The sequence below is a fragment of the Zoogloea sp. JDB1 genome, from assembly GCF_056724025.1.
In genome coordinates this window covers 1,674,019-1,687,761 of record NZ_CM161496.1, presented here as the reverse complement: position 1 = coordinate 1,687,761, position 13,743 = coordinate 1,674,019, and the positions used below count along the sequence as shown (strand labels likewise).

Sequence of the window (13,743 nt, the reverse complement as noted above, 5' to 3'; positions counted from 1 at the left end):
CCGTCACGGGAAGCGGCACGCCGAGGTGCTATGCTCTTCGGGTTCGCCGCCGGCACCGCCCGCCGGTCGCACCGTTTCCCGGAGCCCATCCATGATCTGCGTCTTCCCGCTGCGCCTCGGCAGCGCCGCCATCCTGCTGGCCCTCGCCGCCCCATCCGGCTTCGCCCAGACCCCGAACACCGCCAAGCCGGCAACCGCCGTTGCGGTACCGAAAACCACAGCCGCCGCCACCGCACCGGCCAGCACGACCGCCAAGCCCGCGGCACCTGCCGCGCCAGTCGCCGCGGCAAGTCCAGCCGCAGCCGCAAAATCTGCTCCAGGTGCCGCACCTACAGCCCCAGCAACACCCGCCACCGCCGGCAACGCCCCGGCCGACCCAACGGCGCCGCCCCCTGCCCCACCTCCACCACCGCTGTCCGACATCATCTTCACCAACGGCGACATCGTCACCGTCGACGACAAGCATCCCGCCGTGCAGGCCATCGCGATCAAGGGCAGCAAGATCATCGCTGTCGGCACCAGCAAGGCCATCCTGGCGCGCTGGAAGAGCGAAGGCACGGAAGTGGTCGACCTGGCCGGCAAGACCCTGGTGCCGGGCTTCATCGATGCCTGGGGCGAACTATCCCGCCTCGGCCTGTATTCAGTCGCGGCGCAGCTGCAGTCCCCGCCCGAGGGCCGCGTCATCGACGGCACCGTGCTGCTGCGCGAACTGCGCGACTGGAGCAAGGGCGACATGGCCAAACGTCTGGGCTGGGTCGTCGGCTTCGGCTACGACGAAAGCCACCTGCGCGAGCTGCGCGCCCCCAGCCGCAACGAGCTCGACGGCATCTCGGCCGACCGGCCGGTGATCATCGTCGACCGTACTGGCACCCGCCTGGTCGCCAACAGCCGCGCGCTGACGCTGGCCGGCATCGACCGCAACAGCATCGACCCACCGGGCGGCCGCATCGGCCGCTGGCCGGGCTCGAAGGAGCCGGACGGCAGCCTGGAAGGCGCCGCCGCCACCGCGCTGCTCGGGGCTCTGCCTCAACTCGGCAAGGACGAACGCCAGGCCCTGATCCAGCAAGGCCAGACCCTCTACCTGCGCAACGGCTACACCACCGCGGTGGAAGCCCGCGCCACCACCGACGACCTGGCGCTATACACCCAGGCCGCCGATGTCGGCGCCCTCAAGCTGGACGTGTCGGTCTATGCCGAAGCCGGTAGCGCTGCCGCCACTCTCAAGACTCACAAGCAGATAGGCGCCAAGTACTACAAGAGCCATCTGCGCCTGGCCGGCGTGTCCTTCACCCTCGACGGCACCGCTGAAGACCGCAGCGCCTGGCTGACCCAGCCCTACCAGCTGCCGCCCCCCGGCAAGCAAACCCGCTACTCGGGCTACCCGCTGCTCGGCGAGGACAGCGTCAGCACACTGTTCGACAGCGCCTACACCAACGGCTGGCAGGTAGCCGTGCAGGCCAGCGGGGATGCGGCCATCGACCAGTTCATCGCCGGCCTGAAGGCCGCCGCCGACAAGTACCCCGGCAAGGAGCGCCGCCCGCTGCTGGTCGGCGCCACGACGATCCGCGACGACCAGCTCGACGCCCTGAAGGCACTCGGCGTCGGCGTGTCCCTGGCCCCCCAGCGCCTGGTCCTCAGCCTCGACACCCTGACCCACGAAGCCCTCGGTGCCGAACGGACAGCCCGCTTCAGCCCCGCCGCTGCGGCCCTCGGGCACGGCCTGCCGCTTACGCTGCACAACGACGCGGCCCTTATCGAACCGGCACCGATGGAAGTGCTCTCTGCCGCCGTAAAGCGGCCGGTGGGCACCGATCAGCAGATCCAGGCGATGGAAGCACTGAAAGCCATCACGTTGAACGCAGCGCGTCAGCTCGGCGAGGAAAAGATCAAGGGCAGCATCACCGTCGGCAAGCTCGCCGACCTCACGGTGCTGTCGGCCAATCCGCTCAAGACCCCCGCAGACAAGCTCGGCGACATCCGTGTGATCGGCACCGTCAAGGAAGGCGCCACGGTCTTCGGCGGCGCGGACGGCGGCGTGCCGATCACCCGCTGACCACCAGACCGCGCGTCCCTGCGGGGACTGCGGACGGGCTCAGCGCAGCGCGGACAGGTACTGGACCACAGCCTCGATGTTCTGCGCGCCGATGCCGGTCACCGCGGCCGTCATCGGCGGATAGATCCGCTCGCCGCTCATCGTCAGATAGCGGGTCAGGCTACGGCGCAGGTATTCGGACTGCTGCCCAGCCAGGCGCGGGAAGGTTTCGCCCCCCTTGGCCTCGGCACCGTGGCAGCGCGCGCAGTTCTTCTCGAACAGGGTCTTGCCCTCGGCGGCCCGCGGCCCGCCCATGGAGACAGCCGGCACCACCGGCTGGGACGCGTAGAACACCGCGATGGCCGCCTTTTCGTCGTCCTTGAGTACCTTCATCAGCCCCTGCATGAAGGGGTCCTTGCGCTTGCCGGTGAGGAAGGCATCGATCTGGTTGAGCACATAGGCTGGGTGCTGGCCGGCCAGGTTGGGCACCTCGGTGTATTTGCTGAGGCCTGTATCCCCGTGGCAGTTCGCGCAGAAGAACGACGCCTTGCGGCCAGCCTCCTGCGTCGCCTTCTGCTCGGCCGGCGGGCTCTTGATGATCCGCTCCAGTTGTCCGCGCCCCCCTGGCGCCGCGTTCGGCACCTCCGTCTGCGCCACTACCGGCACCGTCGCCGCCAACATTGACAGGCCCAGCAGCGCCCGCAGCAAACCGGCCCCGACAGGCCTCTTCCGTTCGATCGACATCGCGCTATTCCCTTTGTTGTTATTCAAAAGTCGTATTCGACGACCGCCTTCGATTGTAATCCTTTGACATAAGCCCGAGCGACATCCGCAACGCGATAAAAACAATCTGGCCCCGCGCCACTACAATCGCGCCTTCCCGTTCCATCGCCAGATCCCGCGCCCATGCCGTCCATTTCCATTCCCGCCTCCGTCGCCATCATCGGAGGTGGCCCCGCCGGCCTGATGGCCGCCGAAACTGCCGCGGCCGCCGGCCTGCAGGTGGATATCTTCGACGCCATGCCGTCGGTCGGGCGCAAGTTCCTGCTGGCCGGCCGCGGCGGCCTCAACATCACCCACTCGGAACCCTTTGCGGCCTTCGCCGGTCGCTATGGCCAGCGCCGGGCGCAGATCGAACCAATGATCGCGGCTTTCGGGCCTCAGGCCCTGCGCGAGTGGGTCGAAGGGCTCGGTGTGTCCACCTTCGTCGGCAGCTCCGGGCGCGTCTTCCCGGCCGGGATGAAAGCAGCGCCGCTGCTGCGCGCATGGCTGCAGCGCCTGCGCGAAGCCGGGGTGCGCTTCCATGTCCGCCATCGGTGGACCGGCTGGAACGCCGATGGCGGCCTGCTGTTCACGACCCCCGACGGCCCCCGCCAGCACCGGGCAAACGCCTGTGTACTGGCCCTCGGCGGCGGCAGCTGGGCGCGCCTGGGCTCGGATGGCGCATGGGTCCCGACCCTGGCCGGGCTCGGCGTGGGCGTCGCGCCGCTGCGCCCGGCCAACTGCGGTTTCATCACCGCAACGCCCCGCTGCGGCGGGGCCGACGGCTGGAGCGCCCATTTCCGCGAGCGCTTCGCCGGCCAGCCCCTCAAGTCGGTGAGCATCCGCGTGGAAGGCGCCGACGCCCCCACGCGCCCAGGTGAAGCGATGATCACCGCCGACGGCATCGAAGGCAGCCTGATCTACGCCCTGTCCGCTTCCATACGTGAGCACATCGAACAGGACGGCGGCGCCACGCTGTCGATTGACCTGGCCCCCGGCCGTTCAGCCGAGCGGGTCGCCGCCGAGGTGGCCCATCCGCGTGGCGCCCGTTCCCTGGCCAGCCACCTGCAGAGCCGCGTGGGCATCGCCGGCATCAAGATGGCGCTGCTGAGGGAATGCGTGAGTGCGGACGTGCTGGACGACCCGGCCCGCCTGGCCGCGACCATCAAAGCACTGCCGCTGCGCCTGGTCGCCCCCCGCCCACTGGACGAGGCGATCAGCAGCGCCGGCGGCGTGCTGTTCGAGGAGATGGATGAGCATCTGATGCTGCTCAAACGCCCGGGCGTGTTCTGTGCGGGTGAGATGCTCGACTGGGAAGCCCCGACCGGCGGCTACCTGCTCACCGCCTGCTTTGCCAGTGGGATCACGGCGGGAACCGGCGTTATCAAATGGCTGGTGAGACCGGAACCAACCTAAAGTTAGGTGTTTTTCCGTCGTAAGAAGCGTTCTCGTCCACAAGTCGGGCACATACGAGAGCGCCGCCACGGCCCCGCTCTCCGTCCTATCCCGATTAGTACCCGCCTGCCAGTTGGAGCCGTCAGCATGAATCTCACAAAACGCCTTATCGTAGCGCTCAGCGCCGCACTTCTCGCCCTCCTTCTCGTCGGGGGCATGGGCGTCTGGCAACTGCAACAGGCCAATGCCCGCTTCGACTACATGCAGGCCAATACCTTTCCGAGCTTGAAGGCTCTACTGGAAGCCCGGAGCTTTCTGACAACCAGCCGGGTCGGAACGTATCAGCACGCCCTGGCTGTCGATGAAGCACATCGGAAAGAGATAGAACAGACAATCCGCGTAGCTGACGACAAATTCGATGCGACGCTCAAGCGCTATGAGAACGAATTGATCTCCGACGCCACCGACCGCCAGCTTCTTGAGGCCGACCGATCGGCAATGGCGGCCTACCGGGCCAAGCGCGCAGAGTATATTCAGGTTCTCAACAGCGGCGACATGGGCGCCGTCCGCAACTTTTTGCGCGGCTCACTGAAAGACGCCGCAGCAACGGCTCGCGACGCGCTGGCCAAGCATGAGGACTACAACTACAGCTTCGCCGAGCAACTCAAGAAGGACAATGTCTCAGACTACAATTCCGCGCTATGGACTGTCGGCGGTATCCTCGCGGCAGCCTTCATCATCGTCGGCATCATGGCCTATCTCTTGATCCAGAATTTGCGCGACAGCCTTGCCAGCATTCGCAACACACTGGTGCACGTCAATGAATCGCAGGACTTCACCATCCGTGCGCCGGTCAAGCGCATGGATGAAATCGGCGAGACCGCCACGGCCTTCAACCAGTTGCTGTCCAAGCTGCAGGACAACTTCCGCAGCCTCACCGAAGGGGCGCGCTCGGTCGCCGACGCCAGCCGCGAGATGACCCACGCGTCGAAGCAGGTATCGGGCGCCGCCGGCACGCAAAGCGAAGCCTCTTCGGCGATTGCCGCGACGGTCGAGGAGATGACGGTCAGCGTCACCCATGTCGGTGACCGTGCCCACGAAGCCCACGAACTGGCCGACCGTTCGGGCGAGATGGCCCGCGCCGGCTCGTCAACCATCGACCGGACGATCGCCGATATCCGCAGCATCTCTTCCTCCGTCAGTGCCGCGGCCGAATCCCTGCGCGAGCTGGGCGCCCAGGGCGAGCGGGTCGGCTCGGTGGTTCAGGTCATCAAGGAGGTGGCCGACCAGACCAATCTGCTGGCCCTCAACGCAGCCATCGAGGCCGCCCGCGCCGGCGAGCAGGGCCGTGGCTTCGCGGTGGTCGCCGACGAGGTGCGCAAGCTGGCCGAGCGCACCGCCAGTTCGACGCAGGAGATCTCCTCCACCATCGAGGCCATGCGCCGTCACTCCGATCAGGCCGCCCACGAGATGGAGGCCGCCGAGAGCCTGGTCACCCAGAGCGTCAAACGGGCCGACGACACGGACAAGGCCATCAAGGAAATCGGCACTGCCGCCAGCGGCACCGCCCACATGGTGTCCGAGATCTCCGACGCAATCCGCGAACAGGGTGCAGCCAGCACCAACATCGCCGTGCAGATCGAGCGCATCGCGCAGATGGCCGAAGAGGCGGCGGCCGCAGCGGAACAGTCTTCCAGCACCGCCCGCCGCCTCGACGAACAGGCCCAGCGCCAGATCGCCACGCTGCAGCTGTACAAGGTCTAAGCCTCCGGCGGCGTCCATTCGGCGCCCTGCCCGCGGACAGGATGAGTGCTAGACTGCCTTCCTCCTACCGCGATGGAGGCGCCGATGAACAGCAAACCCCTCGAATTCTGGTTCGAATTCGCCAGTTCATATTCCTACCTGAGCGTGATGCGCATTGAGGCGATGGCAAAGGAGGCTGGCATCAGGCTGACGTGGCGGCCCTTCCTGCTCGGGCCGGTGTTCCTGTCCCTGGGTTGGAACGACTCACCGTTCAACATCTATCCCCCCAAAGGCCGCTACATGTGGCGCGACCTGGCCCGGTTGTCGGCCCGTTACGGCCTGCCGTTCCAAGTGCCGTCGCGTTTTCCACGCAACGGCCTGCTGGCCGCCCGGGTCGCGCTGGCCGGAGCCAACCAGCCATGGATCGGCGACTTTACCCGTGCGACGATGCAGGCCAATTTTGCCGAGGACCGGGACATTGCCGATCCAGCGGTGATCCGCGCCATTCTCAAAAGACTGGCGCTGCCAGCCGACGCGATCCTCACTGAAGCGGAAAGCCCCGAAAACAAGCTGGCCCTGCGCAGCCAGACCGAACAGGCGGCCGAACGGGGCCTGTTTGGCGCCCCGAGCTTCATCACGCCGGACGGGGAGCTGTTCTGGGGCAACGACCGACTGGAGGACGCGCTGGCCTGGGCGGCATCTCCCCCACTCCGCCCCGACTCAGCGACCGGGCACTAAGGGCTCGGCGGCTTTCGCCGGAGTCTTGGCCCCTTCGGTCTGCTTCAGCTTTTCCGCCTTCTCGGCGCGCTTCTCCGCGGCCTTGGCAGCCCGCTCCTTGTAGGCGCGGCGGTCGCTCTCCGCCTGGCTGGCACGCTGTGCCGCCGCCGCGGCCTCGGCGGCCCGGCGCCGTGCATCGGCGGCTTCCTTGGACTGACGGGCCTCGGCCTCGTGCAGCGCACGGGACTTGCCTTCCTGCTCGCGCTCGATGCGCTCGGCGTCCTTGTCCGCCAGAGCGCGCAGGCGCGCTTCGCTGTCGGCCCGATTGCGCGCCTCCTGCTCGGCCTTCTCGACAGCCTTCTGCGGCGCCTGCTCGGCCTGCCCGGCCATACGCTCAGCGTAACGACGGTTCTTTTCGGCCAGATCGATGCGCCCCGCCTCCAGGTCGAGGGCCCGCGCCTGGCGGATGTCCTCCACGTGGCGCTGACGCACCCGATCGATGCAGCGGTTCACCAGAAAACGTTCGTAGCAGGCGATCTCGTCCGCCTTGAAGCGTACCTCCGCAGCTTCGCGCAAGGCCTTCGCCTCGTCGCGCATCTTCTCCGCACGAGCCTTTTCCGCGCCTTCATCGACAGGGGGCTCCTGGGCCTGCACGGTCCCCTGGCACAACAGCGCCAACAGCAACACGGACAGACTGGCGGAAAGGGACGATCGGCTGAACGGACGGCTTCGATGCATGGGACGACAGGGCTGGACACGACGGAACTGCTTACAATACCGGATTTCCTGCCCGCTTACCGCTTCCGCTGCCGTGATCCAGTTCCGCAATCTCCGCCTCGCCCGGGGCGTCAAGACTCTCATCGAAGGCGCCAGCCTGCAGATCCACCCTGGCTGGAAGGTCGGCCTCACCGGTGCCAACGGCTGCGGCAAGTCCAGCCTGTTCGGCCTCTTGCGCGGCGAACTTCACCAGGACTCCGGCGATCTGGAGATGCCCGCGTCGTGGACCATCGCCCACGTGGCCCAGGAAACCCCGGCCCTGCCGCGCCCTGCCATCGAGTACGTGCTCGACGGCGACGCAGAGTTGCGCCGCATCGAAGTCGCGCTGGAAAAAGCCGAAGCCGCCCACGATGGCGAGGAGATCGGCCACCTCCACGGCCGCCTGCAGGAGATCGGAGGCTACGCGGCGCGCGCCCGCGCCGCCGCGCTGATGGATGGCCTCGGTTTCAAGGTCGCCGAGATGGAGCGTCCGGTGGCCGACTTCTCCGGCGGCTGGCGCATGCGCCTCAACCTGGCCCAGGCGCTGATGTGCCGCTCCGACCTGCTGCTGCTCGACGAACCCACCAACCACCTCGACCTGGACGCCGTCATCTGGCTGGAACAGTGGCTCACCGACTACCGCGGCACGCTGGTCCTCATTTCCCACGACCGCGACTTCCTCGACGCGGTGGTGAACCAGATCGCCCACATCGAGAACCAGCAGCTCACCCTGTACACCGGTGGCTACTCCAACTTCGAACGCCAGCGCGCCGAGCGCCTGTCCCAGCAGCAGGCGATGTTCGAGAAGCAGCAGCGCGAGCGTGCCCACCTGCAGAAATACGTGGACCGCTTCCGCGCCCAGGCCACCAAGGCCCGCCAGGCCCAGAGCCGCATCAAGGCGCTGGAGCGGATGGAGGTCATCGCCGCGGCCCACATCGACAACCCCTTCAGCTTCAGCTTCCGCGACTGCACCGCCGCCCCCGATCCGCTGCTGCAGATCGAGGACGCCGCTGCCGGCTACATAGACAAGCCGATCCTGGCGGACATGAAGCTGACCATCCGCCCCGGCGAGCGCATCGGCCTGCTCGGCCGCAACGGCGCGGGCAAATCGACGCTGATCAAGCTGCTGTCCGGCAGCCTGCAGCCCACCGCCGGCGTGCGTCGGGAAGGCAAGGGCCTGCAGCTCGGCTATTTTGCCCAGCACGCGCTGGAAAGCCTGCGCCCCGACGAATCGCCGCTGCAGCACATGCTGCGCCTCGACCCGCAGACCCGCGAGCAGGAGCTGCGCAACTACCTGGGCGGCTTCGACTTCAACGGCGACATGGCTACCACGCCCTGCGGCCCGTTCTCCGGCGGCGAAAAATCCCGCCTGGCGCTGGCCATCCTGATCTGGAACCAACCCAACCTGCTGCTGCTCGACGAGCCAACCAACCACCTCGACCTGGAAATGCGCCACGCCCTCACGCTGGCCCTGCAGGACTACGAAGGCGGCATGGTCATCGTGTCCCACGACCGGGCCCTGCTGCGCGCCACCTGCGACCGCTTTCTGCTCGTCGATAGCGGCCGCCTGACGCCCTTCGACGGCGATCTCGACGACTACAAGAGCTGGCTGGCCCAGCAGCGCGCCGCCGATGCCGCCGCCGGCCAATGCCCGGACAAGGCCGCCGACAAGGCCAGCCGCAAGGCCGACCGGGAAGCCGCCGCCGCCGACCGCCAGGCCCGCCTGGCCGCCCGCCGGCCGCTGGTCAAGGAGCTCGAGCAACTCGACAAAAAGCTCACCCCGTGGAACGCCGAAAAGGCCAAGCTCGACGAACGCCTCGCCGATCCGGACCTGTACACCGGCCCCGACGCCGGCGAGGTGCCCAAGCTGCTCAAGCGCCAGGCCGAACTCAGCGAGAAGATCGACGAAGCCGAACTACGCTGGCTCGAACTGCATGAAGCCCTCGATGCTATTCCGGCTGACTAGACCGGCCGGCTCGAAACTCACCACGCAATCCCGCTGAAGCCGTCGCAGTCTCTTTGCTAGAATCACGGATTCGCCAAATCAACCGCCGTAACCTGGAGCTTTTGCCGTGCAACTCGTCTGTCTCGACCTCGAAGGTGTTCTCGTCCCCGAAATCTGGATCGAATTCGCGGAGCGCACCGGCATTCCCGAACTGCGTCGCACCACCCGCGACGAGCCGGACTACGACAAGCTCATGAAGTACCGCCTGGACCTGCTCAAACAGCACAAGCTGGGCCTGCCCGACATCCAAAAGGTGATTTCCGAGATGGGCCCCGAGCCCGGCGCCAAGGACTTCCTCGACGCGCTGCGCAAGGACTTCCAGGTCATCATCCTGTCCGACACCTTCTACGAATTCGCGATGCCGCTGATGGAACAGCTCGGCATGCCGACCCTGTTCTGCCACAAGCTCGAAGCCGACGCCGAGGGCTACCTGGTGAACTACCACCTGCGCATGGCCAACCAGAAGAAGGAAGCGGTGCAGCGCTTCAAGGAAATCAACTTCAAGGTCATCGCCGCTGGTGACTCCTACAACGACACTGCGATGCTCAAGGAAGCCCACGCCGGCATCCTGTTCCGTGCCCCGGACAACGTCATCGCCGAGTTCCCGCAATTCCCGGTTGAACGCGAGTACAGCGGCCTGGCCGCCCAGATCCGCGCCGCCTCCGCCCGCATCTGACCCCATCCGATACGCCGGTCGCGGCCCCGTGGCCGGCGGCCGATGCCTGAGCCCATCATGCACCGCGAACGCTTCTACACCCTCTCCGCCTCCTGCCCCGACCGCACCGGCATCGTCGCCAAGGTGTCCGGCTTCATCGCCGAGCACAAGGGCTGGATCCTCGAAACCGCGCTCCACGCCGAACCTGCCGTCGACAGCGAGCACCGCGGGCGCTACTTCATGCGCATCGAGATCAAGGCCGATTCGCTGCCCTTCATGCTCACCGAGTTCCGCGAGCGCTTCCGCCCGATCGCCGAAGAGCTCAACATGGACTGGAAGATCACCGACTCGGCAGTCAAGAAGCGCGTGGTGATCCTCGTCTCCAAGCAGGAACACTGCCTCTACGACCTGCTGGCGCGCTGGCAGTCGAAGGAACTGGACATCGAGATTCCCTGCGTGATCTCCAACCACGACACCTTCCGTGGCTTCGTCGAGTGGCACGGCATCCCCTTCCACCACGTTCCCGTCACCGCGGACAACAAGGCCCAGGCCTACGCCGAGGTACAGCGTCTGTTCGAGGAATCCCACGGCGACACGATGGTGCTGGCCCGCTACATGCAGATCCTTTCGCCAGAGCTGTGCGCCGCCCATCCGGGCAAGATCATCAACATCCACCACAGCTTCCTGCCCAGCTTCGTCGGCGCCAAGCCCTACCACCAGGCCTACGCCAAGGGCGTCAAGCTGATCGGCGCAACCTGCCACTACGTGACGGCGGACCTCGACCAGGGCCCGATCATCGAGCAGGACGTGATCCGCATCGACCACTCCGACTCGGTGGACGACATGGTCCGCTACGGCAAGGACATCGAGAAGGCCGTGCTGGCCCGCGGCCTGCGCTACCACCTGGAAGACCGGGTGCTGGTGCACGGCAACAAGACCGTCGTCTTCCGCTGAGCGTCAGCCCAGCCTGTAAAACGACGAAAGCCGGCGGATCGCCGGCTTTTTTCACGCCTGCCGCGTAGCTACAGCAAGCGCATCCCCGCCGCGAAATCCAGCCTCCTCTCCACCACCGCATCCCTGGCGAAACTGGCCAGGAAAGCGCTGCGCCGGGTCCCGATGGCCGTCGGGGTCGAGAACTCGATCAGTGGGATGCTCAACGCATCGTCCTTGCCCGCGGCGACCAGCACGTTCATAGGATTCACGCACAGCACCAGGCGCCGGGCATGGATCACCCGCTCCGCCGCCAGCAGGGTCTCGATCACCGCGGCCAACACCATCTCCAGACCTGCGCCGGAGGCGCTCCTTTTGACCAGAGCAGCCTCATTGTCGGCCAGTTGACGCCGCAGTCCATCCAGATCGCGGCCGCGCCAGGAATGGCATTCCAGCGCATCCAGGCCCGGCCGGCTCCGCTCCAGCAGGCTGAGGCGCGTCTGCAGCAGCTGATGATCGAAGGGCAGCCGGTCGCTCTGCCGCTGCCGCACGGCAATCTCCTGCAGCGCGGCCATCACCAGACCTTCGAGCACCAGTTCGTGAATGCGCCGGAACAGCGCCGCCTCATCCGCGGCAAATGCGAACAGCCGGAAATGCTGGAAGCTGACCGTGGTCTGCGGCACATCCTGACGCAGCTGGTCGCCCTCCAGCGCAATGCCCAGCACGTTCTGCTCGACCCGCGTCGCGGCCACCATGCAGCAGATGCGCTCAAGCCCAACCGCCGCCGGCGAAGCCAGGAAGTCCTGCAGATCAACGCTGGCCGACAGCGTCTCCGCCACATCCGCCGGCCGGGCAAAGACGGCGCGCAACACGGGATTCTGTGACCAGGCCAGGGAATTCATATCCACGCATGGCGGAATGCACGCCACCACCTGATCCGCATACTTCAGCGCATGGGTCACTGCCGGGCACAGCCGAGAGGAGGCGTCATCCAGAAACTGCAAACGCGGATCGACGCTGCCGATAACCCGCGCTACGGCTGCCTGGAGGCGCTCGTCGCCGGCACAGGATGCCGAACGCCCGCCCAGCAACCAGTCAAAAAAACCCATACTTTCAACCCTCGATGACGCCAGCGGCAAGCATACAAACAAAAACGGGCGCCGCAGCGCCCGTTTCGTGGTGAAGCCGACTTACCAGAATTACTGATGGTAAGCGGTTTCGCCGTGGGAGGTGATGTCCAGACCTTCGCGCTCTTCGTCTTCCGGCACGCGCAGGCCGATGAACATGTCGACCAGCTTGTAGGAAATGAAGGCCACGACGGCGGACCATACAACGGTGGTGCCGACAGCGGTCAGCTGGACGATGACCTGGTCGCTGATGGAGTAGGTATCGGCAGCCTTGTTGGCCACGTAATCCCAGATGCCGACGCCGCCTAGGGACGGGGAGGCGAACACACCGGTCAGGATGGCACCGAGGATGCCACCGACGCCATGCACGCCGAACACATCCAGGGAGTCGTCAGCGCCCAGCATACGCTTCAGGCCATTGACGCCCCACAGGCAGACCACGCCAGCCAGCAGGCCGATCACGATCGCGCCGACGACGCCGACGAAACCGCAGGCCGGGGTGATTGCAACGAGGCCAGCCACAGCGCCGGACGCAGCGCCCAGACCGGACGGCTTGCCCTTGATGATCCATTCAGCCAGCAGCCAGGCAACAGCGGCAGCAGCGGTGGCAACCCAGGTATTCACGAAGGCCAGCGCGGCAGAACCGTTGGCTTCCAGCGCAGAGCCGGCATTGAAGCCGAACCAGCCCACCCACAGCAGGGAGGCGCCGACGATGGTCAGGGTCAGGCTGTGCGGAGCGAAGGATTCGCGACCGAAACCGACGCGCTTGCCAACCAGGAAAGCACCCACCAGGCCAGCCACGGCGGCGTTGATGTGCACCACGGTGCCACCAGCGAAGTCAAGGGCGCCCTTCTGGAACAGGAAGCCAGCAGTCGCGTTGGCAGCATCGGCCGCTTCAGCGGTGGTGTAGGCATCCGGGCCCGCCCAGTACCAGACCATGTGAGCCATCGGCAGGTAGCTGAAGGTAAACCACAGCACGGAGAACAGCAGCACGGCGGAGAACTTGATGCGCTCGGCGAAGGCTCCGAGGATCAGGGCCACGGTGATGGCGGCAAAGGCACCCTGGAAGGCCACGTAGATGAACTCGGAGATGACGACACCCTTCGAGAAGGTGGCGGCGACCGAATCCGGCGTGATGCCCTTCAGCAGGACCTTGTCGAGACCGCCGAAGAAGGCGCTGCCCTCGGTAAAGGCGATCGAGTAGCCGTACAGCACCCACAGCACGCTGATCAGCGAAAACACCGTGAACACCTGCAGCAGCACGGACAGCATGTTCTTGGTACGAACCAGGCCACCGTAGAACAGGGCCAGGCCGGGAACAGACATCATGATGACAAGGGCGGTAGCCACGATCAGCCAGGCGTTGTCACCCTTGTTGGGCACCGGAGCCGGTGCGGCAGCGGCGGCTTCAGCCGGTTTGGCTTCAGCAGTGGCAGCCGGTGCGGCGGCAACAGGTGCTTCGGCCGGCTTGGCGGTAGCAGCCGCCTCTGCGGGGGCGGTCACCGCGGGAGCGGCGGTCGGCGCGGCCGGAGCGTCCTTGTCCTGGGCCAGCGCATGGCCCGCAAATCCGACCGTCAGGGTCGTCAGCAGGGCAGCGAAGATTTTTTTCATGGTGGGAAGC

At 66.4% G+C, this 13,743-nt stretch carries 11 protein-coding genes; 7 read left to right on the top strand and 4 right to left on the bottom strand.

The window, feature by feature from the left end:
- Nucleotides 1-91 precede the first annotated feature (91 nt).
- Nucleotides 92-2,053, top strand: coding sequence for an amidohydrolase (locus AC1PPK_RS07485; RefSeq protein ID WP_481117210.1), 1,962 nt, complete (start codon nucleotides 92-94; stop codon nucleotides 2,051-2,053).
- Between the two features lie 39 nt (nucleotides 2,054-2,092).
- Here the strand turns inward: AC1PPK_RS07485 and AC1PPK_RS07480 are convergent, their stop codons facing one another.
- Nucleotides 2,093-2,776, bottom strand: coding sequence for a c-type cytochrome (locus tag AC1PPK_RS07480; protein WP_481117209.1), 684 nt, complete (start codon nucleotides 2,774-2,776; stop codon nucleotides 2,093-2,095).
- A gap of 162 nt (nucleotides 2,777-2,938) precedes the next feature.
- On the opposite strand from AC1PPK_RS07480, the gene AC1PPK_RS07475 reads away from it, so the two are divergent.
- The 3 genes from AC1PPK_RS07475 (at nucleotide 2,939) to AC1PPK_RS07465 (ending at nucleotide 6,670) form a co-directional block, all read left to right on the top strand.
- Nucleotides 2,939-4,210 carry a TIGR03862 family flavoprotein gene (locus tag AC1PPK_RS07475; RefSeq protein ID WP_481117208.1) on the top strand — a complete coding sequence of 424 codons (1,272 nt, stop codon included), beginning with the start codon at nucleotides 2,939-2,941 and terminating at the stop codon, nucleotides 4,208-4,210.
- A gap of 126 nt (nucleotides 4,211-4,336) precedes the next feature.
- Nucleotides 4,337-5,953: a methyl-accepting chemotaxis protein gene (locus AC1PPK_RS07470; protein WP_481117207.1), complete on the top strand. Its 1,617-nt coding sequence runs from the start codon at nucleotides 4,337-4,339 to the stop codon at nucleotides 5,951-5,953.
- A gap of 84 nt (nucleotides 5,954-6,037) precedes the next feature.
- Nucleotides 6,038-6,670 carry a DsbA family protein gene (locus AC1PPK_RS07465; RefSeq protein WP_481117206.1) on the top strand — a complete coding sequence of 211 codons (633 nt, stop codon included), beginning with the start codon at nucleotides 6,038-6,040 and terminating at the stop codon, nucleotides 6,668-6,670.
- Here AC1PPK_RS07465 and AC1PPK_RS07460 read toward each other — a convergent pair.
- Nucleotides 6,653-7,387: a hypothetical protein gene (locus AC1PPK_RS07460; protein WP_481117205.1), complete on the bottom strand. Its 735-nt coding sequence runs from the start codon at nucleotides 7,385-7,387 to the stop codon at nucleotides 6,653-6,655. The genes AC1PPK_RS07465 and AC1PPK_RS07460 overlap by 18 nt on opposite strands.
- 73 nt (nucleotides 7,388-7,460) lie before the next feature.
- Here AC1PPK_RS07460 and AC1PPK_RS07455 point away from each other — a divergent pair, with 73 nt between their 5' ends.
- The 3 genes from AC1PPK_RS07455 to purU all read left to right on the top strand — a co-directional run bounded on the left by AC1PPK_RS07455 (nucleotide 7,461) and on the right by purU (nucleotide 11,019).
- Entirely contained in the window at nucleotides 7,461-9,371 is a 1,911-nt protein-coding gene (locus AC1PPK_RS07455; protein ID WP_481117204.1) for an ATP-binding cassette domain-containing protein, read from the top strand.
- A gap of 106 nt (nucleotides 9,372-9,477) precedes the next feature.
- Nucleotides 9,478-10,086: a bifunctional phosphoserine phosphatase/homoserine phosphotransferase ThrH gene (gene thrH / locus AC1PPK_RS07450; RefSeq protein WP_374482233.1), complete on the top strand. Its 609-nt coding sequence runs from the start codon at nucleotides 9,478-9,480 to the stop codon at nucleotides 10,084-10,086.
- Nucleotides 10,087-10,143: 57 nt separating this feature from the next.
- A complete protein-coding gene (gene purU / locus AC1PPK_RS07445; protein WP_481117203.1) occupies nucleotides 10,144-11,019 on the top strand; it encodes a formyltetrahydrofolate deformylase in 876 nt (291 codons plus the stop codon).
- A 68-nt stretch (nucleotides 11,020-11,087) separates the two neighbouring features.
- Here purU and AC1PPK_RS07440 read toward each other — a convergent pair whose 3' ends face one another.
- Nucleotides 11,088-12,104, bottom strand: a complete 1,017-nt coding sequence (locus tag AC1PPK_RS07440; RefSeq protein WP_481117202.1) for a hypothetical protein — start codon at nucleotides 12,102-12,104, stop codon at nucleotides 11,088-11,090.
- Nucleotides 12,105-12,194: 90 nt separating this feature from the next.
- Complete coding sequence (gene amt / locus AC1PPK_RS07435) at nucleotides 12,195-13,733, bottom strand: ammonium transporter (protein WP_481117201.1); 1,539 nt, start codon at nucleotides 13,731-13,733, stop codon at nucleotides 12,195-12,197.
- Nucleotides 13,734-13,743 lie beyond the last annotated feature (10 nt).